Genomic DNA, 23,783 nt, shown 5'->3' with positions numbered 1-23,783 from the left:
AGACCGGCACGCCGGATGCCGACCAGGCCTTCCTGCGCGACCTCGTCGCCTTCTATGTGATCTTCGAGGGCATGTGGTTCTATACCGGCTTTGCCCAGATCCTCTCGCTCGGCCGGCGCAACAAGATGGTGGGGATCGCCGAGCAGTATCAATACATCCTGCGCGACGAGAGCATCCATCTCAATTTCGGCATCGACGTGATCAACCAGATCAGACATGAGAACCCGCATCTGTGGACGCTGACCTTCCAGGCCGATCTGCAGCGGATGATCCGCGAGGCCGCCGAGCTGGAAGCCGCCTATGGCCGGGATACCATGCCGCGCGGCTTTCTCGGCCTCAACGCGGTGTCGTGCGAACAATATATGCGTTTCATCGCCAACAGGCGCTGCGCCCAGCTCGGCCTCATGCCGGTATTTCCTGATGTCGAGAACCCCTTCCCCTGGATGAGCGAGGCGATGGACCTGAAGAAGGAGAAGAACTTCTTCGAGACGCGCGTCATCGAATATCAGAACGGCGGTGCGCTGAGCTGGGATTGATGGCGGGCATTCAAGGAGCAGGCCATTGGGCAGGAATTGCATTCCCTTGTCGTCGGGCGCGCGCTGCCCCTCACCTTACCTCTCCCCGTAAGAACGGGGCGAGGGGGCGCACGCGTAGCGAATAGTCTTCAAAACTCTCATCTCGCTCTGCCGGTGGGCGAGATGACGGGTTTTCGGCATTAAACTCGACGCCGGAGTCTCCTCGCCCCGTTCTTACGGGGAGAGGTAAGGTGAGGGGCAGCGCTACCGAGAATAATTTCATTCGCGCTTAAGCACCGCGCAAATACCTCGAAAAGAGCGTGATTGGTTGCTTTGTCGTTCCCCGCCGCGCGGGGGATGATGGACATTCGGTGTCCCCTTCCCGACCTGCCTCTCCAAGCCCTCGACAACAATGTCCTGAACACACCATCATCCGTCGCATCGTCTCTAGTCGGCGCGCCGACTCGATGTATTCTAATCCTCATTCGAGGTGCCGGTCCGCTCCCAAGGCGGCCCGGAGAATTGGGAAGCCGGTCCAAATCCGGCGCTGCCCCCGCAACGGTAGAGGAGAAGATCGCGGCAGGTGCCACTGGGTCGGGAAGACCTGGGAAGGCGTCGCGATCGGGCCGGAAGGCCGCTCCTGAGCCCGGAAACCAGCCCCGATGAAAACCGACGGACGCGGTGGGCGTTCCGGAAGGAGGTTCGGCTGTGCCTTTTCACCGGCGCAGACCGCCGGGCCGCTTTCCCCTCCCGCCGTCAAGTCAACGCATTGGTTGTCACGCGGGATTTTGACATGACTGCGCATCAGGACATGCTGAGCCGTCTCCGGACCCATCAGCCGGGCACGACGCTCGAGGGCAAATTCTACACCGACCCGGAATTCTTCCGGCTGGATATGGAGAACATCTGGTATCGCGAATGGCTGTTCGCGGGCCATGACTGCGAGCTCGGCAAGCCGGGCAGCTATTTCACCCTCCAGGTCGGCGATTATCCGGTGATCGTGCTGCGCTCCGGCGACGGTGCCATTCGCGCCTTTCACAATTCCTGCCGGCACCGGGGATCACGGCTCTGCGCCGCGACAAGCGGCAGCGTCGCCAAGCTGGTCTGCCCCTATCATCAGTGGACCTACGAACTCGACGGCCGCCTGTTGTTCGCCCGCGACATGGGACCCGGCTTCGATGCCGCGCAATATGGGCTGAAGCCCGTGCATTGCGAGAGCGTGGCCGGCTATGTCTGGATCTGCCTTGCCAAGGAGGCACCCGATTTCGAGACCTTCCGCGCCGGCGCCATGCCCTATCTGGCACCGCATGGCCTGAAGAACACCAAGGTGGCCTTCGAGAGCACCATCGTCGAGAAGGGCAATTGGAAGCTGGTCTGGGAGAACAACCGCGAGTGCTACCACTGCGCGGGCAATCATCCCGAGCTCTGCCGCACCTTCCCCGAGGCCCCGACGGTGACAGGCGTGCAGGGCGCCGACAAGGATCCGCTCATCGGCCAGCATTGGCGGCGTTGCGAGGAAGCCGGCCTGCCCAGCACCTTCAGCATTTCCGATGACGGCCAGTTCCGCATGGCGCGCATGCCGCTGCTGCGCAATGCCGCCAGCTATACGATGTCCGGCAAGCCGGCCGTGCAGCGCCCCCTCAGCCCGACGATCGAGGAAGGCAATATCGGCGCCCTCCTGCTCTTTCACTATCCCACCACCTGGAACCACGTGCTGGGCGACCATGCCGTCAGCTTCCGCGTGCTCCCGATCGGGCCGAAGGAAACCCAAGTCACCACCAAATGGCTGGTGCACAAGGATGCGGTCGAGGGGGTCGACTACGACCTCGATGAACTCACCCATGTCTGGCAGATGACCAACGACCAGGATCGCCAGATCGTCGAGGAGAACCAGCTCGGCGTCTCCTCGCCCGTCTACACACCCGGCCCCTACGCCCCCGAACACGAGGGCGGCGTGATGCAGTTCGTCGAATGGTATCGCAACGCCATGGAAGCGGCGCTGGGTAATGACGGCGTCCGCCTGCGCAGCGTGGCCTGAGGCCCTTTCACCCTCCCCTGGAGGGGGAGGGTCGGACGAAGTCCGGGGTGGGGTGAGAAACACAGCAGCCGACGAAAACACCCCACCCCGACGCTTCGCGTCGCCCCTCCCGCTCCAGGGGAGGGTGTTAGCAAAACCGATATATACAGGGGTAGACACCATGCCGACGCCCTCCGCAGCCCTGGCGAAATTCAGGCATATCGACGAAACGCCGCCCTGGAACGATCAGAGCCAGGCACTCGAATGCGTTTCGATCATCCATGAGGGCCGCGATGTCGCGACCTTCACCTTCCGCGCCGCCGAACAGGGCTGGTTCCGCTACGAGCCCGGCCAGTTCATCACGCTGGAGATCCCCGCCGAGGCCGGGCCGGTGCTGCGCACCTATACGCTGTCGTCGAGCCCTTCCCGCCCGCTTTCGATCAGCGTCACCGCCAAGGCGCAGGCCTCCAGCATCGGCACGCGCTGGATGCTTGATAACCTCAAACCCGGCACGCGCTTGAAGGCCTACGGCCCGCTCGGACAGTTCAGCTTCTCTCGTCATCCGGCCGAAAAATACCTCTTCATCTCGGCCGGCTCGGGCATCACGCCGATGATGTCGATGACCCGTTTTGCCGAAGACCACGGCGGCGCCACCGATATCGCTTTCGTCAACTGCGCACGCCGGCCGGGCGAGATCATCTTCCGCCAGGAACTGGAACGCATGGCCGGACGCATGCAGCGCCTCCGCCTCGCCTGGATCGTGGAAGAGACCGAGGCCCATGAAGCCTGGACCGGCTTCCAGGGTCGGCTCAACGCCCCGGCCCTACGCCTGATCGCACCGGATTTCCGCGAGCGCGAAGTATTCTGCTGCGGCCCCGCACCCTTCATGGCAGCGGTCAAGGACATGCTCGAAGCCAATGGCTACGACATGCGCCGCTATCATGAAGAGAGCTTTCAGCCAGCCGAAACGCCAATGGAGGAAGTCGGTGCGGACGAGGCCCTTGCCGGCGAAGCCAGCGTGGCCTTCACCAAATCCGGCATCGAGGTGCCGGCCTCCAGCCGCGACACCATTCTCCAACTCGCCCGTGGCGCCGGCCTCAACATTCCGACCGGCTGCACCATGGGGCTCTGCGGCACCTGCAAGGTGCAATGCCTGTCGGGAGAGACCGCGATGACCCATCAGGGCGGCATTCGCGAGGAGGAAATCGCCGCCGGCCTGGTGCTGGCTTGCTGCACCAGGCCGCTCGGCCGCGTCGAGATCGAGGCCTGAGATGACGATCGCCGCGCAGAACACCGTCGATGTCGACGCCGCCATCGTGCACTCCATCCTGCGGGCCACACGGGCTGATGGCCCCGTCATGCCCGAGGAGCGGGCCCGTACCCTCCTGCTGGCCTGGATCCTCAGCCGTGAAGACGGCGCGGACCTGGCCAGGGAAGCCGCCGATTTGAAAGTCCTGCTGCACGAGGCCTCGACATCGGACAATCCGCTGCTGCCGCATCTGAGCAGCCTGCTCGACGAGGTGCGCGATCATGCCGGCCGGCGACGGGGTCGGCGGCGTTTGCGGGTGGATGCCTGAAGAAGCGGACGAGACGTCCACGGTCCCAGCCGAGGCGTTTCCCGCATGATGCCGGACATTATAGCGCTTGCTTTATGCTAGATAGAAGAGGTGCTGTCATTCCCGGCGCCGCCGCAGGCGGTGGGAAGGGAATCCAGGGCCGAGGCATGTCGCTCACAGCCCCTGGATCCCCTTCCCTCGCTTCGCTCGCCGGGGATGACAGGCCCGTCTTTCTAACCGGGTACGACACCAGCATTGTCTGCACCAGAGCCGTGGACTCCTGTCTGACCTTCCTATCCATCCCGCAATCCCAGACAGAAAACCGACGCTTCCAGGACAGTTCACCTTGACCTCGCCTTTCTCGGCGCTATCATATAAGGATATCTTGATATCGTAATTCCGTTATAGGAGCTCGTTATGAGCGCTCCGGTCGAAGCCCTGTTCGCCGCGCCTGCCCAGACCGATCGGGGCGCGGAGATCCTTGCCGCCCTTACCGCCGCCGCGCGGGAGCGCATCCTGATCCTCGATGGCGCCATGGGCACGCAGATCCAGGGGCTCGGCTTCGAGGAGGACCATTTCCGGGGCGAGCGCTTCGTCGGCTGTGACTGCCACCTCAAGGGCAACAACGACCTCCTCACCCTCACCCAGCCTGCGGCGATCGAAGCGATCCACTACGCCTATGCCATGGCCGGGGCCGACATATTGGAGACGAACACCTTCTCCTCCACCTCGATCGCCCAGGCCGATTACGGCATGCAGGAGGCGGTCTACGACCTCAACCGCGACGGTGCGCGCCTTGCCCGCCGTGCCGCGATCAAGGCGCAGCAGCAGGACGGGCGCCGGCGCTTCGTCGCCGGAGCGCTCGGCCCGACCAACCGCACCGCCTCGATCTCGCCCGACGTCAACAATCCCGGCTATCGCGCCATCAGCTTCGACGATCTCCGCATCGCCTATGCCGAGCAGATCCGCGGCCTCATCGACGGCGGTGCCGACATCATCCTGATCGAAACCATTTTCGACACGCTCAACGCCAAGGCGGCGATCTTCGCCTGCGAGGAAGTGTTCGGCGAAAAGGATGTGCGCCTGCCCGTGATGATCTCGGGTACCATCACGGATCTCTCGGGCCGTACCCTCAGCGGGCAGACGCCGACGGCGTTCTGGCATTCGGTGCGGCATGCCCGCCCCTTCACGATCGGCCTCAACTGCGCGCTCGGTGCCAATGCGATGCGGGCGCATCTCGACGAGATCTCCACCGTCGCCGAAACTTTCGTCTGCGCCTATCCCAATGCCGGCCTGCCCAACGAGTTCGGCCAGTATGACGAGAGCCCGGAAGCGATGGCGGCGCAGATCGAGGGGTTTGCCCGCGACGGCCTGGTCAACATCGTCGGCGGCTGCTGCGGCTCGACGCCGGAGCATATCCGCGCCATTGCCGAGGCCGTGGGTCGCCACAAGCCGCGCGCCATTCCCGAAGCTGAGCCCAGGATGAAGCTGTCGGGCCTGGAACCCTTCACGCTCGACACCACCATCCCCTTCGTGAATGTCGGCGAGCGCACCAACGTCACCGGCTCCGCCAAGTTCCGCAAGCTCATCACCGCCGGCGACTACGCCACCGCCCTCGATATCGCCCGCGACCAGGTGGCCAATGGCGCCCAGGTCATCGACATCAACATGGACGAAGGCCTGATCGATTCCGAAAAGGCCATGGTCGAATTCCTCAACCTGATCGCGGCCGAACCGGACATCGCCCGCGTGCCGGTGATGATCGATTCCTCGAAATTCTCGATCATCGAGGCCGGCCTGAAATGCGTCCAGGGCAAGCCACTGGTCAATTCGATCTCCATGAAGGAAGGCGAGGAAGCCTTCCTTCATCACGCCCGCCTGGTGCGTGCCTATGGCGCGGCCGTGGTGGTGATGGCCTTCGACGAACAGGGACAGGCCGATACGCTGGAACGCAAGGTCCAGATCTGCACCAGGGCCTACAAGCTGCTGACGCAGGAAGCCGGTTTCCCGCCCGAGGACATCGTCTTCGATCCCAACATCTTCGCCGTCGCCACCGGCATCGAGGAGCATAACGGCTATGGTGTCGCCTTCATCGAGGCGACGCGGCAGATCAGGGAAACCCTGCCCCACGCCCATATTTCGGGCGGCGTCTCCAATCTCTCCTTCTCCTTCCGCGGCAACGAACCCGTGCGCGAAGCCATGCACGCCGTGTTCCTCTACCATGCCATCCAGGCCGGCATGGATATGGGCATCGTCAATGCCGGCCAGCTTGCCGTCTATGAATCCATCGATGCGGAGTTGCGCGAGGCCTGCGAGGACGTGGTGCTCAATCGCCTGGACGACGCGACGGAGCGCCTGCTGGCGCTAGCCGAACGCTTCCGTGGCGCAGGCCCGAAGGAGGCCAAGGTCCAGGATCTCGCCTGGCGGAGCTGGTCGGTGGAAAAGCGCCTCGAACATGCCCTCGTCAACGGCATCACCGACTATATCAACGAGGACACCGAGGAAGCCCGGCTGGCGGCAGAGCGCCCGCTGCACGTCATCGAAGGCCCGCTGATGGCCGGCATGAACGTGGTGGGCGACCTGTTCGGCTCGGGCAAGATGTTCCTGCCCCAGGTGGTCAAGTCGGCCCGCGTGATGAAGCAGGCCGTGGCAGTGCTGCTGCCCTATATGGAAGCGGAGAAGGCGGCCAATGGCGGGCAGGTCCGCCAGAGCGCCGGCAAGGTGCTGATGGCCACCGTGAAGGGCGACGTGCACGACATCGGCAAGAACATCGTCGGCGTCGTGCTCGCCTGCAACAATTACGAGATCATCGATCTCGGCGTGATGGTCCCTTCTGCCAAGATCCTCGAAGTCGCGCGCCAGGAGAAGGTCGACATCATCGGCCTCTCCGGCCTGATCACGCCCTCGCTCGATGAAATGGTGCATGTCGCCGCGGAGATGGAGCGCGAGGGCTTCGACATTCCCTTGCTGATCGGGGGAGCCACCACCAGCCGCGTCCACACCGCCGTGAAGGTGCATCCGCGCTATGACCGTGGCCAGGCCGTCTATGTGACGGATGCGAGCCGAGCCGTCGGTGTGGTCTCCAGCCTGCTCTCGCCGACGATCAAGCCAGGCTATGTCGAGACCGTCCAGGCCGAATATGCCAAGGTCGCGGCCGCCCATGCCCGCAGCGAGGCCGACAAACTGCGCCTGCCGCTCGCCAAGGCCAGGGCCAACGCCCACAAGGTGGACTGGACCGGCTTCGTCGCCCCCAGGCCGGGCTTCCTCGGCACGCGCGTGTTCGAGAATTACGACCTCGCCGAGCTGGCGCGCTATATCGACTGGACACCCTTCTTCCAGACCTGGGAGCTCAAGGGGCGCTATCCCGCCATCCTCTCCGACGAGAAGCAGGGTGCGGCCGCTCGCCAGCTCTTCGACGATGCCCAGGCCATGCTCGCCCGCATCATCGAAGAGAAGTGGTTCCACCCCAAGGCCGTGATCGGCTTCTGGCCGGCCAATGCCGTCGGCGACGATATACATCTGTATACGGACGAGGGCCGCGGCCGGAAACTCGCCAGCCTGCACACCTTGCGCCAGCAGCTCACCAAGCGCGACGGCCGGGCCAACGTCGCCCTCTCCGATTTCGTCGCGCCTGCAACCAGCGGCCAGGGCGACTATCTCGGCGGCTTCGTGGTTACCGCCGGCATGGAAGAGGAAGCGATCGCCCATCGCTTCGAACGTGCCAATGACGACTATGGCTCGATCCTGGTCAAGGCCCTGGCCGATCGCTTCGCCGAGGCCTTCGCCGAACGCATGCATGAGCGCGTGCGCAAGGAGTTCTGGGGCTATGCGGCCGACGAGAACCTGGCCCCCGACGAACTGATCGGCGAGCCGTATCGCGGTATCCGCCCTGCCCCCGGCTATCCCGCCCAGCCCGACCATACCGAGAAGGGCACGCTGTTCCGCCTGCTCGACGCCGAGGCTCGCATCGGCGTGCAGCTGACCGAAAGCTATGCGATGTGGCCGGGCGCCTCGGTGTCCGGGCTCTATTTCGCCCATCCCGATGCCTATTATTTCGGGGTATCGAAGATCGAGCAGGACCAGGTCGAGGACTATGCGGCCCGCAAGGGCATGAGCGTGGAAGAGGTCGAGCGCTGGCTTTCGCCGGTGCTCAACTATGTGCCCGGCGTCAAGGAGGCGGCGGAATAGACCTGGGAGCGCGGGCATCCTCGCCCGCCCTTGGAAGCGCTTCGCCCTCAGGACGGCAAGAGCGGGCGAGGACGCCCGCGCTCCCAGGAACACCATTGATTTCCAATCACCGCAGGATTAACTCTTCTCCCGTGGTGATTTGGCCGGCCGGCTTGCAGCCACGTTAAACAACTCGCTAAAGGGCCGCTGGATGCATTCCATCCGTGGGCCTGCGGCATTGTTCCGGCAGGCCCAACGTCGATCGAGTGCAACATGCCTATCAAGATTCCGGATACCTTGCCCGCCTTCTCCACCCTGGTCAGCGAAGGGGTGCGGGTGATGACGGAAACCGCCGCCATCCGGCAGGACATCCGCCCGCTGCAGATAGGCCTGCTCAATTTGATGCCCAACAAGATCCGCACCGAATTGCAGATGGCGCGCCTGGTCGGGGCCACGCCGCTGCAGGTCGAACTTTCGCTGGTGCGGGTCGGCGGCCATCGCGCCAAGAACACCTCGGAAGAGCATCTGCTCGCCTTCTACGAAACCTGGGAAGAAGTACGCGAGCGCAAGTTCGACGGCTTCATCATCACCGGCGCACCGGTGGAGACCCTCCCCTTCGAGGAGGTGACCTATTGGAAGGAGCTCGAGCAGATCCTCGACTGGACCACGACCAACGTGCATTCCACGCTGAACGTGTGCTGGGGGGCGATGGCGGCCATCTGGCATTTCCATCGCATTCCCAAATATGAGCTCACGGAGAAGGCCTTCGGCGTCTACCAGCACCACAACCGCAAGCCTTCCTCGATCTATCTCAACGGCTTTTCGGACGACTTCCACGTCCCCGTCTCGCGCTGGACGGAGGTGCGCGGCGAGGACGTGCGCAAGAACGCCGAGCTGGAGATCCTGATGGATTCGGACGAAACCGGCGTTTGTCTCATTCACGAGCAACAAGGCAACCGGCTCTATCTGTTCAACCATGTCGAATATGAATCGACCTCGCTGGCCGATGAATATTTTCGCGATGTCGACGCAGGCGTGCCGATCAAGCTGCCGAAGAACTACTTCCCCTATGACGACCCGTCCTTCCCGCCGCGCAATTTCTGGCGCAGCCACGCCCATCTCCTGTTCGGCAACTGGATCAACGAGATCTACCAGACGACGTCCTACGATCTGAGCGAGGTCGGCAAGGGACGCTGAGGCCTTCCGGGCACAGAGGGCACCCTGCCCATAGACGCCAACTTGAGGGTCGGGCGAGATGACCGAGCTGGAGATTATGCTCCACGTCCGAGCCCCCTCGCCCCGTTCTTACGGGGAGAGGATAGAGGTGAGGGGCTCCGCAATGCCCGGTTTTTCAAGGTTTGCGCTGCCCCTCATCTTTACCTTCTCCCCGTGAGAACGGGGCGAAGGAGCGTTTGGCGTCGCAGCTCTCGCCTTAGGTTCGCCCCTATGAGTATTTTGCCCGTTCCCTCCTCCTTCTCGCATCGCATTCAAAGAGCGCCCGAGACGCCCGCGCCCCCGGAATTCCCTCAATCCTTGGCGCGATCCATGCGCATCAGCAACTGCTCGGTCTTGGCGTCCTCGATGCGGTTGTGCAGCCGGCCGGCCTCCTGCTGGTCGCGCAGGGTCTTGGTCAGCGTCACGCAGGTCTGGATCAGCATCACCGTGCCCATGGCCAAGTAGGCCTTGATCCAGATGTCGACCGGGATGAACAGGATGCCGAGGCCGACCATGCCGGCAGCGCCCGCGAAGGCGGCATAGGTGAAGGTCATCCAGGCATTGGAGTGCTTGATCAGGTTCGGCTGTTCCATGGCATTGTCTCGATTTTCCAAGAATTGAAAGGCAGGAGTTGAAAGGATGCTGGCTCAGGCCGCCTGCGCCGCTCGCGCTTGCAGCCGCGCCAGCACGTCCTCGGCCGTCGTCCGCGTCGTGGGACCGAACCCTGCCGCTTCGAGCTTCTCGGCCGTTGCCGCCGAGCGCGCCTCGGCGTCGAGGGCCTCGAGTTCAACCTCCACATCGTCCTGATGGGCCTGCCGGTGCCTGAGGCGGGCCAGCGTCTTTTCGGCATCGGCGAGAGCCGTACCGGGCGCGGCGGCGGCGAAGCCGGACTTGAGCTTATTCACCGTCTCAGCGGCTGCAGTGATGCGCCTGCCTCGTTCGATTTCGAGAAAGCGGCGCTCGGCTGCCGCAAGCTTCGTGCGCAGCCGTCCCGCCTCTTCGGCGAATGTCGCCCGGGCGGCGGCAATCGTCGCGGCATCGTTCTCAAGATTGGCGATCTCACCAGCGGCCTCGCCCGCCAGGTCGTCACGGCCGCCGCGCAGGGCCTCGATCGCGCGATCGTCGAGATCGGCAATGCGCCGGCGCACCTCGCCGAGCCGCCGCGCCTCGGCCTTGTCCTGGGTGATGGCCACCGCCAAGGCGCGCCTTCCCTGTTCGAGGCCGGCCCGAGCATCCCGAATCTGCTGGTCCAGTATCCGCACGGCATTGCGGTCGACGAGATTGTCCTCCGCTTCTGCGGCCGCACCGCGGAACAAGGTCACGATGGTCTTGAACATCACGCTCTCCGTGTTATGAACAATGTTCACAACTCGGACGTTAACCTAACCGTGAACGGCGTTCAAGATAAATTTTGAACAATGTTCAGAGAGGAGTTGCCAGGCATGGCCAAGGCAAGTGCAAGGCGGGAAGAATTACGCGAGAAGCTGATCGAAGCGGCGGAGAAAACCATTGTCACGCAGGGCCATACGGCCTTGAAGGCGCGGGCCCTCGCCGAAGAGGTAGGCTGCGCCCTCGGCGCCATCTATACGGTCTTTCCCGATCTCGCCGCCCTCGTCCTGGCGGTGAATGCCCGCAGCTTCGCTCTGCTCAGCGCCATGCTCGGCCGAGAAGCAGAAGCTGCCGCCGCCGAAGGAGGCAGCCCTCGCGCCATCGCCAATCGCACCTTGATCGCGCTCGCCAACGGTTATCTCGACTTTGCCGCCGAGCATGGCGGGCGCTGGCATGCCCTGTTCGACTTCCGCTTGCCGGACGGCCAGGACCTGCCGGAAGACCATTTGCGCCAGCAGGATGCGCTGTTCCAGCATCTGGAAACCCCGCTCGCCGTGCTCCAGCCCGGCCTCGCTAGAGACGAACGGGCCCTGCTCGCCCGCTCCCTCTTCTCGGCCGCCCATGGCATGGTACTGCTCGGTCTGGAGGGCAAGCTGGTGCAGTTGCCCCTGCCCTATCTGCGCGAGCAGATCGCGCTGGTGGTCAGCGCCATGGGCCGGGGTCTCGAAGGCGGTTGAGACGCGATCGATAAGAATGGCTGCCATCCACTCAACAAAATCGTTCGTATACGCGCTGCCGGCAATCCCTAACGAGACTGCACCGCCCTGCCGCCGAGAGCCGAAGTAACGGCCCAGGAAAAGCCCGGCGGAATGGTGGTACGGTGGTTCCTGCCGGGCACCACCAGCGAGCGAATGGTAAGGCCTGGAAAACCGCGCGATTTGAGCTGTTTTTCGAACGTCCTGACGTCGCCGACCATGTCCTGGGTGTCGCCGCGCCGGCCCGGATCGTAGCGGCGAATTTCGTCACCACCGACATAGATCAGGACGTTGGCCTTCAGATCGCGGTTCGCCTTGGCATATTTGGCTGCCATCGCCAGGATGGCATGATCGGCAAACCAGAAGGAAGGGCTGCCGAGAATGTAGGACTGGAAGAGGCCGGGCTCGGTCAGCAGGACGCGGGCGCCGAGGAGCCCGCCATAGGAATGTCCCCAATAGAGGCGGCGCTGCACGTCGGCGCGATAGGTCTTCTCGATGAAGGCAATGACGGTCTGCTTGAGATAAAGTTGATAGGCCTCGGCCCCGCCATAGCCGGGTTTGTCGGCCATCGGCGTGTAGTCGCGCGCCCGACTGGCGGCAAAGCCTTCGCCCTTGGCGTAGGAAAGACCGACCAGAATCGGCTCCTCGCTCAGCTTGCCTTCGCGATGGAGCGCTCTCACCAGTCTAAGCGCTTCCTGTCGCCGCGGCTCCTTCGTCAGGCAAGTGGAGCCGTCGGAAAGATGCCCGCCATCGGCATAATAGAGCACCGGATAGCGCCTGGCGGGCTTGGCCTCATAATCCTCGGGCAGGGTGACTTCGATGTCGTAGGATCGCCCTGTCGCCGGATCGGGCAAGGAGCGGATCCGGGTGCCCCCCAGGTCGCAGTTCACCGGAGCCTTGTCCCTGGCCTCCACCGGCACCGTCATCGCGCCGAGCAGCGCCACGCCGGCGACGGTCCAAATTTTCATCTGAAAAAACAATGAAATAACACCGAAAACGACAGCTGGACCAATGCTTCACGCTGGCACGGCGAGCCCGACAGTGCAAGCCAGGAAGCGGGGCACTGCCGACACCGCATGCACCGCCAGCCATGGAGCCGTCACTGCGACCGCGGCTCTACGGCTTCATGTTGGACTTTACGGCCTCGACCAATTGCTTCATCGAGAAGGGCTTGGGCAGGAAGGCGAACTCCTCGCCCTCCGGCATGTTCTTGGCGAAGGCTTCCTCGGCATAGCCGGAGACGAAGATGATCCGCGTCTTCGACTGGCGCTTGCGCATCTCCTTGAGCAGGGTCGGCCCGTCCATTTCCGGCATCACCACGTCGGAGACGACGAGATCGATCTCGCTCTCGCCCTCGTCGATGATCTGCAGGGCCTCGATGCCGGAGCCGGCCTCGATCACCTCGAAGCCGCGCGCCGCCAAGGTGCGGGCGGAGAGCGCGCGCAGAGCTTCCTCGTCCTCGACCAGCAGGATGCGGCCGCGCCCGGTGAGATCGGTCATCTCCTTGGCCTTGGCCGGCGCCGAACCCGCCTGGTCCGGAGCACTCTCGGCCTCGACGATTGCGGCCTTCGCCGGCTCGACCAGCCGCGGCAAGAAGATCTGGAAGATCGTGCCCTTGCCCTCCACCGAATGGACGAGAATGGAGCCGCCTGTCTGCTTGACGATGCCGTATACAGTCGAAAGCCCGAGGCCGGTGCCCTTGCCGACATCCTTGGTGGTGAAGAAGGGCTCGAAGATCTTGTCGAGCACAGCGGGTGGAATGCCGCTGCCATTGTCCTCGACCTCGACGGTGACATAGTCGGCCGGCGGCAGCTCGCTGCGGTCGAGGGCGCTCGCTTCCGAGATCGGCACGTTGCGCGTGCGGATGATCACCTTGCCGCCATCGGCCATGGCATCGCGCGCATTGACGGTGAGGTTCATCACCACCTGTTCGAACTGGTTGACGTCCACCTTCACCGGCCAGAGGTCACGGCCATGCACGACCTCCAGCGCGACCTTCTCCCCGAGCAGGCGGCGCAGCAGCATCGACAGGTCGGACATCGCGTCGTTGAGGTTCAGCACCTGCGGGCGCAGGGTCTGCCGGCGCGAGAAGGCAAGCAACTGGCGCACCAGATTGGCGGCGCGGTTGGCGTTGCTCTTGATCGCCATGATGTCCTGGAAGGCGGGATCACCGGGCTTGTGGCTGCCGAGCAGGGAATCGGCGGCCAGCATGATCACGCCGAGCACGTTGTTGAAATCGTGCGCCACGCCGCCGGCAAGCTGGCCGACAGCGTTCATCTTCTGGCTCTGGGTGAACTGCTCCTGCAGCGTGCGCTGTTCGGTGGTGTCGATCATGTAGACGATCGCCGCTTCCTTCTCGTTCTCGCCGCGGTCGACGGGCGCGAACCAGAAGCGGGCGGAGCGGCTGCCCTGGCCGACCAGGGAAGCCTCGGCCGGTTCGATGTCGCCCCGGCCGGCCATGGCGAGGCGGGTCAGTTTGCTCAGCCCCTCGCGGTCTCGCTCGATGACGGCCTCAAGCAGGGAATGGCCCGGCGCATCGCCGTTGAGAGACTCCTTGAACAGCCGCATGAACGCTGCATTGGTGCGCACGATCCGGGCATTTTCGTCAATGGTGGCAATGGCCAAAGGCGAATTGTTGAAGAAGCGGGCAAACCGCACTTCCGCCGCCCGCAGACCTTCGGAGACGTCGCCGCCCGGGCCGCGATAGATCACCAGAGTGCGCGACGGGCCGGGCTGGCCGTCGGCGGCGAAGGCGATCTTGTGGAACAGGCGCACGGGCATGATGGTGCCGTTGCGGCGCCGCAAGTCGATGTCGAAGATCTCGGTGCGCACGCTGCCCGGTTCGCTGGCCTGCGTCACCACCAAGGCGCCGGCATTGCCGGGGGCGATGTCGGCCAGCGTCAAACCACCCGTGCCGAACTGGGCAAGGTCATAGTCGAGCCAGCCGGCGAGCGTGGCGTTGAGATAGACGATCTCGCCCGAGGGATCGGCGGAGAAGAAACCGGCCGGCGCGTGGTCGAGATAGTCGATGGCGTGCTGCAGTTCCTGGAAGACGTTTTCCTGGCGCTCGCGCTCGCGCGTGATGTCGGCAACCGTCCAGACCGTCTCGCCCGCGCCGGACGGACGCGCGATCGGACGCACGCGCACACGGTACCAGGAGGCCGTTCCGGAAGGTGGAGCCGAGGCGATGCGAAATTCCTCGGCGAGGCGCTGCCCGGCCCGAGCGGCTTGCGCCAAGCGATAGGTCGCCTCGGAAACGTCGGGGTCCCCGGTGAAAGCCCGCTCCACCGTGCGGATATCCTGTTCGCCCATCGCGCCTGTCAGGGCCAGATAGGCCTCGTTGGCATAGATGATGCGGCCGTCCTTGTTGGTGACGAGGATGCCTTCCGGCGAATCGTCGGCAATCAGTTTGGTGAGATCGTTGCGCGCGATCGAAGACTGGCCGAAATGCGCGATTCCCATGGCCCAGGCGAACATGGCGATCATGCCGACGATGGCAAAGACGGCCAGGATGCCGAAACTGGCGACCTTACCCCAATCATAGGGCAGCAGCGACACCCCTACGGCGATGAGGATGATCACCGCGGCAAGCGCCAGCACCCAGAAGATGCCGCTGGGCCGTTCGCTGCGATCGACCGCGGCGCCGCGTGCCGCCGCCTCCTCGCCTTCAGCCATGTTCAACCCCACCGCGCATCGTCAAAGGGCGATTCGCCCCGGCGAACCGCATAATGGTCAGTTTGGCTTAGCAGTTCACATTTCAAAATGTGTTAACCTCGTTGACCAAAAATATCCTGGCCCTTTGCGGCGATTTAGCACCATCCAAAGGTGTGCCGGGCCATGGTGCATCCCAGACGAAACAGCCGAGAGGGAAGAAAAATCCGCCTCTTTTGCGGCATTTCTCTGGTTTTTTAGCCAAATCCAAGGGACAAGCCTCAGTTTAGCGACTTTGCTGTTGATTCTTGCACGTTAACCGTCTTCTAAGAAACCAGCCCGGAAAGAGTACTGGTCGCATCAGGCTGCCATCCCCTATCGGCACCGGACCAGATCTAAGGAATTATATCGATGGATTCGTTGAACTCTTGGCTGCCCGCGCAGTTGTTCACCTTGGCTGGCCTGCTGTTGGTGGTGGGCGTCGTCTTGATGTTCATCTGGCGCGCCATCAACCGTCCTCAGGTCGGCGGCGCCAAAGGCGGACGGCAGTCGCGGCTCGGCGTGGTTGATTCCTATGGCGTCGGCACCCGCCAGCTCGTGCTGGTGCGGCGCGACAATGTCGAACACCTGATCATGATCGGCGGCCCGAACGACGTCGTCGTCGAATCCAGCATCCTACGCGCCCGCCCGGCCGGCCAGGCTGCACGCCCGGCTTCGCCCGGTGCAACACCGCCTCCCGTCCAGGAGCGTACGGCCGCCGTCGCCGTCCCGCCGCGGCAGGTCGAGGAAGATTTCGTCCGTCCGGCTCCCGTCGAGCCCCCGCCTGTCGCCAAGATCGATACGCCAGTTCCAACACCGGCCACAACACCGGTGAGCAGGACCTCTCCTGCCGCCGCGACCACGGCCCCGATGCCTTCGACGACCTCCGCTACGCGTCCGAGCGTGGTGCCCCCGCGTGAACCGGGCTTCTTCCAGCGTGCCACGTCGCGTTTGCCGAATTTCGGCCGGCCGGCGGCCACGGCGACGCCAGTTCCCGTCGCACCGGCGGTGCCTGCGGCTGAGGAGCCCCGCGCCACCATCGATACCGCGCATTTCGAAGAGCTTCTGGCCGGCGATCAGCCTGCAACCACGCCGGCGCCAAAACCGACCGTCTCTGCTGCCCCTGCTGCACAGACGACGGCCGCTCCCAAACCCAAGGCTGATCTCGATTTCGAAGTTGCGGAAGGGCTCGATCTCGAGCCCGCGCCCGAAACGCGCGAACCGCCGGCACCAACCACCACCACGCGCCTGACGCTGCCTGAGATTCGCCTGCCGGATCTGCGCTTGCCGGAATGGCGCCGCCCCGAGTCGACACCCGCTCCGACGCCGGCCCCGCGCCAGGCGCCGGACCTTCGGGTCGAGCCTCGCTTTTCCGCCGATCCGCGCCCGGCCGGCGAGACTTCACCGACTCCCGGCGGTCGCATCGAGCCCTCGCTGGGCACGCCGGCGCCACGTCCCCAGGCCGAACCGACGCGTACGGAACCCTTCCGGGTTGGTGAAAGGCTGACGACGCCGACACGCCCGGCCACCACGCCGCCGGCGCCTGTGGGGAGCACGACAGCCGCGCCGGCCGCCACGGCAGCGCCGACGCCGGCACCGACAGCAGCCCCCGCTCCGACGCCCCCCCCGGCGCCGACGACCACGCCGGCCCCCGTCGAGGTCGAAGACCCCTTCGCCAGCCTCGAGGAGGAAATGGCGAGCCTGCTGGGACGAAGCAGGGACGACAGCAAGAAGTCCTGAATGGGCAAACGATCAACGGGCGGATCTTCCGCCCGTTTTCTTTTGGTGTCGAGGTGCAACCCGACACGCCGGCAGATCCGGGAAACACGATAGGAGCTGGGATATCTGCGTTTCCGGCCAGGACCAACACGATATCCAGGCCGGCTGGGCTCGACGCCGCTGTTGATCCGAGATGTGGCTTGCGCATTTCTTGGCAACGGCTGAATAAGGCCATCTCGCGCCCTGCCGCTCCGCCTCTCAGAGAATTCCGGTTTCCCTGCCATGCGTTCCTTCCTTGCAGATCTCAGCGGCCAGTCGGTCGGCATGGGCGTCCTCACCGCTGTGGTCGGCTATACCAGTTCGGTGGCGGTCGTCATCAACGGCATGAGCGCCGTGGGCGCCTCGCCGGGGCAGATCGCTTCGGGCCTTGCCGCTTTGTGCGTGACCATGGGCCTGTGCGGCGCCGGTCTCAGCCTCGCGACCCGCATGCCGGTCTCAACGGCCTGGTCGACGCCCGGCATGGCCCTCCTGGCGGGCCTTGCAGCGCCGGCCGGGGGCTATCCCGCCGCCGTGGGCGCCTTTCTGTTCACCGGCGTGCTGATCATGGTGGCTGGCTTGTGGTCCCCCCTCGGCAAGCTGATTACCCGTATTCCCCGTCCCATCGCGGGAGCGATGCTGGCCGGCATCCTGTTCAAGCTTTGCCTTGCCCCGGTCATCGCGATCGGCCAAGTTCCGAAATTCGCCATCCCCGTGGTGCTGACCTGGCTGGTGGTCGGGCGCTTCTACCGCCTGTGGGCCGCGCCCGCAGCGCTCGCTGTCGCCTTGGGCGCTATGGCCTTCGACGGCCAGGCAAGTTCACTGCCGCTGGCTCTCCCGTCGCTTGAGTTCGTGACTCCAAGCTTCGATTGGCAAACACTGATTTCGATCGGGCTGCCGCTCTTCATCGTCACCATGGCCTCGCAGAACATTCCAGGCCTGACCGTGCTGGCCGCCTATGGCTATCAGGTATCGACACGGCCCGCCTTCCTCGTGACCGGAGGCATGTCGGCCCTCTCCTCGCTGCTGGGCGCTCCCACCATCAACCTCGCCGCCATCACCGCCGCCCTCTGTGCCGGTCCGGACGCCCATATCCGACCCGAGCGGCGCTACATTGCGGCGGTAGTCGCCGGATTGTTCTATGCAGCGATCTTCTCGTTGCTGTCGGCGATCGCCGCCGGCCTGGTCACAGCCTCCTCCCCGATCCTGATCGAAGCGGCGGCGGGACTGGCGCTGGTGAGCGCTTTCGGAGCCTCCCTGCTCGGTGCCGTCCAGGAAGAAAGCCAGCGTCTGCCGGCGCTTGCAACCTTCCTGGTCACGGCCTCAGGCTTCAGTCTCTACGGCATCGGTGCCGCCTTCTGGGGCCTTTGTGCGGGGCTTGTCGTGCATATGCTCTATTCCGGCGCAAACAGAGGCACGACAAAGGCAAAAAAAAGCGCTACATAGATATGCGATGTTCCACGTATCTCCACAGGGCTGAGAGGTGCGGGACGCTTGGGCCCATCCTGGATGCAAGCCCCTGCGTGATGAGTTCCGGCCGGCTGACAGGGAAGCCGCCCGACGCTCCAATCGCCGAACATTGAAGCGGTCTGTCCGCATCACACGAGCTGGCCGGTATGTTTCTGCCGGACCAGGATTGTGCTTGAGCTGCCATGATCATTGTTGAGATACCCTGGTTCGATCCCCTAGAAGCCGCGGCCGCCATGGCCAGCCAGCCGCGACTGGCCCTGCTCGACAGTGCCATGCCTCATGAAACGCTGGGGCGGTGGTCCTATCTGGCCGCCTCCCCTTTCGGCCGGTTCCAGGTCGTCGACGGTGTTGCGCGCTGGAACGATGCCGCCATCGACGGCAGCCCCATGGAGGCCTTGCGTCATCTGCTGCGGCAATACGCCCGGCCACCCCTGCCGGGAGCGCCCCCCTTCAGCGGCGGCGCCATCGGCAGTTTCACTTATGAAGCGGGCCATCTGTTCGAGCGTTTCGGACCATCGGTTCCACCAGCCGCGCCAGGCGTTCCCCAGATCGATCTGCCGTTCTACGACCACCTCCTTGCCTTCGATACCATCGAGAAGCGAGCCTTCGCCATCGCGCCGAACCAGGCGGGCATCGAGCGGCTCGTCGAGGGGCTCGAGGCCCAGCCCCACCGGGCATCGGCGCCACGTGCATTGACCTGGCGCGACAGCCGCAGCCGGAGCGAATACGAAGCCGAGGTCGCACGCGTGGTCGGCTATATCCGCGACGGCGACATCTTCCAGGCCAATCTCTCCCATCGCTTCAGCGCCACGCCCCAGGACGGCGCCGATCCGCTGGCAACCTATCTCGCCCTGCGGCGGTCCAATCCGGCACCTTTCGCCGCCCTGCTGGTCGACGGCACCGGCTTCATCGCCTCTACCTCGCCCGAGCGTTTTCTGCGCCTGGACGCCGGCAGGGTCGAGGCCCGGCCGATCAAGGGCACCAAGCGCCGCTGCACCCACCCTGCCATGGATATCGCCATCGCCCAGTCGCTCGCCCGCAGCGAAAAGGACCGGGCCGAGAACATCATGATCGTCGACCTCCTGCGCAACGACCTGTCGCGCGTCTGCGATGCGGGCAGCGTCGAGGTTCCCCTGTTGTGCGGCATCGAAACCTATGCCTCGGTGCACCATCTGACCTCGGCGGTGACGGGTCGCCTCAAGCAGGGGCTCGATGTCACCGACCTGATCGCCGCCACCTTCCCCGGTGGCTCGATCACCGGGGCACCGAAGATCCGCGCCATGGAAATCATCGGAGAACTCGAACGTGAGCCGCGCGGCGCCTATTGCGGCGCCATCGGCTGGATCGGCTTCGATGGCGCAGCCGACCTGAACATCGCCATCCGTACGCTCAGCTATGACGGCAAGGACCTCTCGGTCCGGGCCGGGGGCGGCATCACGCTGCTCTCCGATCCCTTTGCCGAATATGACGAGACCCTAGCCAAGGCCGAGCGGCTCATTGCGGCCTTCGAGGATCCCGCCCGCGCGGAGGAAGCGGCATGATCCTGATCGTCGACAATTACGATTCCTTCGTCTTCAACGTCTCCCGTTATTTCGAGGAGGCCGGTGCGAGGACCCATGTCGTCCGCAATGACGCCGTGAGCGCCGATGACGTCATCCGCCTCGGCGTCAAGGCCCTGGTGTTTTCGCCTGGTCCGAAGGCGCCGCGCGATGCCGGCGCTTCGCTCGACCTGATCAGGCTCTTTTCCGGCAAACTGCCCATCCTCGGCATCTGCCTCGGCCACCAGTGCATCGGCGAAGTCTTCGGTGGGCGCACAGCCCATGCTCGTACGCCCATGCATGGCCGCGCCTCGCGCATCGAACATCGGGGCGGCGGCCTGTTCGCCGGGCTGCCGCAGCCCTTCGAAGCGGCACGCTACCATTCGCTGATCGTCGAGATCGACGAGGATGGCCCGCTGGAGGTCACGGCGCGCAGCGACGAGGGCGAGATCATGGCACTTACCCATCGCCAGCATCCCACTTTCGGCGTGCAGTTCCATCCGGAGTCGATCCTGACGCCACAGGGACACCAGATCATCCGCGCGTTCCTGGATCGCGTGCAGTGAGCTTCTTTCTTCATCGTCTCCTGGCGGACGGCAATGCCGGCGCCCCGCTGGTCAATGCCCTCGATCGCGGCTTCCAGCTCGGGGATGGCGTATTCGACACCATGAGCTGCTTCAAGGGACGCCCTCTTGCAGAAGAGCGCCACCGCGCCCGACTCATCCGGCATGCTGCGGCCATCGGCATCGATGTCGACCCCAACCGGCTGAAAGAAGCGCTTGACGGCCTGCTGACAGAGTTGGGCGAACGCCATGCCATCGTGCGCACGACGGTGACGCGCGGACAGGCTGCCAGGGGCCTATGGCCGCCGCCGAGCGATCAAGCGCCAAGCAATTCCCCTACCATACTGGTGACGGCCCAACCCTGGAGCCCCGGCCTTGTCGGCCAGCCTGCGCGTCTCGTCGAAGCCGGCCTGCCGCGCAACCAGCTCTCGCCGCTCGCTCGCCTGAAATCCCTCAACTACCTGGAAAATATCCTGGCCGCGCGCCGGGCCGCCGAGGCCGGCGCCGACGATGCCCTGATCCGCAATCTCGACGGCAATGCCGTTTCATCCACAATCGCCAATCTCTTTGCCATCATCGATGGCCGGTTCGTCACTCCTCCCTGCGCCGATGGCTGCCTTGACGGCATCATGCGCGAACTGGTGCTGGAGGAAGCGAAGACCCTTGGCCTGGAGGTCAGCGAGGCCAGCCTCACACCGGCCTTGCTCGAGCGCAGCGAAGCTCTGTTCCTCACCAATTCCGTTCGTTTGATCCGTCCGGTCACGGCGCTGGGCAATCGGAGCCTGGTCCCGCCTCCCGAGGCAGCCTTGTCCATCAACCGTCTCTTCAATGCCCTCCTGGCGCGCATCGACCACGACACCGGCGCGCGCCTGGACATAGCCCTTCCCATCCAGTGAGCAGTGTTTCCATGATCTACGTCGCCCTCGGTGCCAATCTTCCATCCTCCGAAGGAGCTCCCCGGGAAACCCTGCGCCGGGCGGTATCCGCCCTGGCGGCCCGTGGATTGACGATTTCCGCGCGTTCGCGCCTGTTCCTGACCGAGCCAGTGCCGCGCTCGGACCAGCCCTGGTATGCCAACCAGGTCATCGCCATCGAGAGCACCCTCACGCCCCACCAGATTCTTTCCGTCCTGCTCGACGTCGAATTGCAGTTCGGGCGCGAACGCAGCGAACGCAATGCCGCCCGCACGCTGGATCTCGACCTGATCGGCTATGGCAGCGACATCATCGACACGCCGGACCTCGTGGTGCCGCATCCGCGCATGCATGAGCGGGCCTTCGTCCTCGCACCGCTTGCCGACATCGCCCCGAGCTGGCGTCATCCCGTCAATGGGGAAACCGTCAGCCTGATGCTGGCGCGCAGTGATCGAGCCCATGTGCGAGCGCTCAGGACGGTGCCGCTGCTGATGGGCATCGTCAACGTCACGCCCGATTCCTTCTCCGACGGCGGACGCTATGACAATGCCGCGACGGCCATCGCCCATGCCCGCCAGTTGATGGAGGAAGGCGCCGACATTCTCGACATCGGTGGCGAGTCGACGCGTCCGGGGGCCTCCCCCGTCGACATCGAAACCGAATGGCAGCGCGTCGGCCCCGTGATCGAGGCCCTCGCCGAGGAGGCCAAACGACGCTACCGCCTGATCTCCATCGATACTCGCCACGCCGAGATCATGGCCCGCGCACTCGCCGCGGGCGCCACCATGATCAACGACGTCACGGCCCTGGACGATCCAGCCAGCCGCCGGGCCGTCGCCGATCATGATGCCCCCGTGGTGCTCATGCATATGCAGGGCGATCCGCAGAGCATGCAGATCAATCCTGTTTATGCAGACGTGGTGAAGGATGTCTGCGCCGAGCTGAGCTTCAAATGCGAGCGCGCCATCAAGGATGGCATCGCCGCCTCACGCCTGTGGCTCGACCCCGGCATCGGCTTCGGCAAGACGATGGAACACAATTTGGCCCTGCTCGACGCCACCCCGCAATTGCGTGCCCTCGGCTTTCCCGTGCTGATCGGGGCTTCCCGCAAGATCTTCATCCGCGGCGTCGACCGCCATGGGCCGGCCTCGGAGCGCGTAGCCGGATCGGTTTCCGCCGCTCTCTCCGCCGCGCAGCGCGGCGCCGATGCGGTGCGCGTCCACGATGTCGCGCAGACGCGGCAAGCCCTGGCCGTCTGGAGCGCGGTCGAAGGGCAGGCGATGAGCTGATTTAAAGTGTTTTCCAGAAAAGTTGATAGACTTTTTGATTAAGAAAACGCGTCGAAACAAGGGGTTAGAGCAAAATAACGATCGGAGAAAAGTCGTTTTGCTCTAAGTTTCAGACGACCCGGCGCAATCGTGGCTGGCGGTCGAAGAAGCGAAACAGGAGCAGGCCAGCCAGGAAGCCGCCTATGTTACCCGGCCAGCCGGGCATCACCTGCGACGTGGTGAGGATCAGCGGGCTGACGGCATTCCAGGCCGTGATGAAGGCGAAGACGGCGAGCCAGATGCGTACGTTCTGGTCCGCCAGAGCGTCCCTTAAGGTCCAGGCCGGCTTGCGAAAGGCTGCACCGCCGGCGACCCGAAACGCCGCCATCGCCGATCCGCCCTTGAAGAGAAAATGGATCGAAGCCGCGAACAGGCCCGACAGGCCGCCACCTGCGCCCACCATGGCGGCAGCACTGCCCCAATAGAACAGCAGGCAGGCGAACGAGCCTGCAACGGTACACAGGGCGGTGAAGGCCAGAAAGCGCCAGGTACCGAAACGCCAGGCTACCGCAGCACCCAGGATCAGCAAGGCCGCACCATTGATCATCAGCGTGCCTGGATCGGACTGAAGAAAGAAACAGGTCAGGAAGCCGGCAATATCGGCAAGATGTCCGCCGGGCCATGCAATGCTCTCCCCGATCGAGGGATCGTAGCGCAGGGGCGTGAAGGCGAAGACCCCGACCAGCCAGGCGCTCCAACTTCCGGGTATCACCGCCCGGGCAATGTGAACGAGGACAATGAGGCCCGTGAGCAGCAGCACGACCGCCGGCACGTTGAAGGCCGCCGGCGGATCGATATTGCCGCGCGATTTCAATGACAAAGACATATCTCCTGAAGCAGGAAGCAAACTGTGGTCATCCGCCCGATCATTCTTAACATCGATTCGGCTTCATTAACCTTTTGTTAACATTAATAATTCGTTTCCAGGCGGTAACCATCCTCCCCCCTGCCGTCCGCTCCCATGCCGGTGC

General features: G+C 64.3%; 18 protein-coding genes and 2 riboswitches. Of the genes, 13 read left to right on the top strand and 5 right to left on the bottom strand.

Translation table 11 applies throughout. The annotated features are described in order from the left end of the window. The 6 genes from QM672_RS27415 to metA form a co-directional block, all read left to right on the top strand. Positions 1–536: ribonucleotide-diphosphate reductase subunit beta (locus tag QM672_RS27415; protein WP_415086430.1), on the top strand; the 536-nt coding region annotated here is incomplete at its 5' end. Positions 537–986: 450 nt separating this feature from the next. Continuing rightward, positions 987–1,192, top strand: a riboswitch (cobalamin riboswitch). Between the two features lie 116 nt (positions 1,193–1,308). Beyond that, positions 1,309–2,553, top strand: coding sequence for an aromatic ring-hydroxylating oxygenase subunit alpha (locus tag QM672_RS27410; protein WP_415086428.1), 1,245 nt, complete (start codon positions 1,309–1,311; stop codon positions 2,551–2,553). A gap of 160 nt (positions 2,554–2,713) precedes the next feature. Next, a complete protein-coding gene (locus tag QM672_RS27405; protein WP_415086426.1) occupies positions 2,714–3,802 on the top strand; it encodes a 2Fe-2S iron-sulfur cluster-binding protein in 1,089 nt (362 codons plus the stop codon). Position 3,803: 1 nt separating this feature from the next. Next, complete coding sequence (locus tag QM672_RS27400) at positions 3,804–4,109, top strand: hypothetical protein (protein ID WP_415086424.1); 306 nt, start codon at positions 3,804–3,806, stop codon at positions 4,107–4,109. Positions 4,110–4,505: 396 nt separating this feature from the next. Beyond that, complete coding sequence (gene metH, locus QM672_RS27395) at positions 4,506–8,276, top strand: methionine synthase (protein WP_415086422.1); 3,771 nt, start codon at positions 4,506–4,508, stop codon at positions 8,274–8,276. A 121-nt stretch (positions 8,277–8,397) separates the two neighbouring features. Next, a riboswitch (SAM riboswitch) is annotated at positions 8,398–8,475 on the top strand. 53 nt (positions 8,476–8,528) lie between these two features. After that, entirely contained in the window at positions 8,529–9,452 is a 924-nt protein-coding gene (gene metA, locus QM672_RS27390) for a homoserine O-acetyltransferase MetA (RefSeq protein ID WP_415086420.1), read from the top strand. 329 nt (positions 9,453–9,781) lie between these two features. Here metA and QM672_RS27385 read toward each other — a convergent pair whose 3' ends face one another. Continuing rightward, a complete protein-coding gene (locus tag QM672_RS27385) occupies positions 9,782–10,063 on the bottom strand; it encodes a YiaA/YiaB family inner membrane protein (RefSeq protein ID WP_415086418.1) in 282 nt (93 codons plus the stop codon). Positions 10,064–10,117: 54 nt separating this feature from the next. Further along, entirely contained in the window at positions 10,118–10,807 is a 690-nt protein-coding gene (locus tag QM672_RS27380) for a PspA/IM30 family protein (RefSeq protein ID WP_415086417.1), read from the bottom strand. Between the two features lie 105 nt (positions 10,808–10,912). Here QM672_RS27380 and QM672_RS27375 point away from each other — a divergent pair, with 105 nt between their 5' ends. Further along, positions 10,913–11,536: a TetR/AcrR family transcriptional regulator gene (locus tag QM672_RS27375; protein ID WP_311938664.1), complete on the top strand. Its 624-nt coding sequence runs from the start codon at positions 10,913–10,915 to the stop codon at positions 11,534–11,536. 68 nt (positions 11,537–11,604) lie between these two features. Here the strand turns inward: QM672_RS27375 and QM672_RS27370 are convergent, their stop codons facing one another. Beyond that, a complete protein-coding gene (locus tag QM672_RS27370; protein WP_415086414.1) occupies positions 11,605–12,522 on the bottom strand; it encodes an alpha/beta hydrolase in 918 nt (305 codons plus the stop codon). 148 nt (positions 12,523–12,670) lie between these two features. Next, positions 12,671–15,229 carry a cell cycle histidine kinase CckA gene (cckA, locus tag QM672_RS27365; RefSeq protein WP_415086412.1) on the bottom strand — a complete coding sequence of 853 codons (2,559 nt, stop codon included), beginning with the start codon at positions 15,227–15,229 and terminating at the stop codon, positions 12,671–12,673. Positions 15,230–15,616: 387 nt separating this feature from the next. Between cckA and QM672_RS27360 the strand changes: the two genes are divergently transcribed. The 6 genes from QM672_RS27360 (at position 15,617) to folP (ending at position 22,773) form a co-directional block, all read left to right on the top strand. Then, on the top strand, positions 15,617–16,984 hold the full coding sequence (locus tag QM672_RS27360; RefSeq protein WP_415086410.1) for a hypothetical protein: 1,368 nt from the start codon (positions 15,617–15,619) through the stop codon (positions 16,982–16,984). 261 nt (positions 16,985–17,245) lie between these two features. Further along, positions 17,246–18,445, top strand: a complete 1,200-nt coding sequence (locus QM672_RS27355) for a benzoate/H(+) symporter BenE family transporter (protein WP_415086408.1) — start codon at positions 17,246–17,248, stop codon at positions 18,443–18,445. Positions 18,446–18,651: 206 nt separating this feature from the next. After that, entirely contained in the window at positions 18,652–20,010 is a 1,359-nt protein-coding gene (gene pabB, locus QM672_RS27350) for an aminodeoxychorismate synthase component I (RefSeq protein ID WP_415086406.1), read from the top strand. After that, positions 20,007–20,573: an anthranilate synthase component II gene (locus tag QM672_RS27345; protein WP_415086404.1), complete on the top strand. Its 567-nt coding sequence runs from the start codon at positions 20,007–20,009 to the stop codon at positions 20,571–20,573. Before pabB ends, QM672_RS27345 begins: the two co-directional genes overlap by 4 nt. Then, a complete protein-coding gene (locus QM672_RS27340; protein WP_415086402.1) occupies positions 20,570–21,466 on the top strand; it encodes an aminotransferase class IV in 897 nt (298 codons plus the stop codon). The genes QM672_RS27345 and QM672_RS27340 overlap by 4 nt, the downstream gene beginning before the upstream one ends. An 11-nt stretch (positions 21,467–21,477) precedes the next feature. Beyond that, positions 21,478–22,773 carry a dihydropteroate synthase gene (folP, locus tag QM672_RS27335; protein WP_415086400.1) on the top strand — a complete coding sequence of 432 codons (1,296 nt, stop codon included), beginning with the start codon at positions 21,478–21,480 and terminating at the stop codon, positions 22,771–22,773. 109 nt (positions 22,774–22,882) lie between these two features. Here the strand turns inward: folP and QM672_RS27330 are convergent, their stop codons facing one another. Beyond that, on the bottom strand, positions 22,883–23,632 hold the full coding sequence (locus QM672_RS27330; protein ID WP_367626839.1) for a rhomboid family intramembrane serine protease: 750 nt from the start codon (positions 23,630–23,632) through the stop codon (positions 22,883–22,885). Between the last annotated feature and the right edge of the window lie 151 nt (positions 23,633–23,783).

It is taken from the genome of Labrys sp. (in: a-proteobacteria) (assembly GCF_047605565.1).
GTDB lineage: Bacteria > Pseudomonadota > Alphaproteobacteria > Rhizobiales > Labraceae > Labrys > Labrys neptuniae.
Note: the sequence above shows the minus strand (reverse complement) of the source record. Positions and strands in the feature narration are given on the sequence as shown.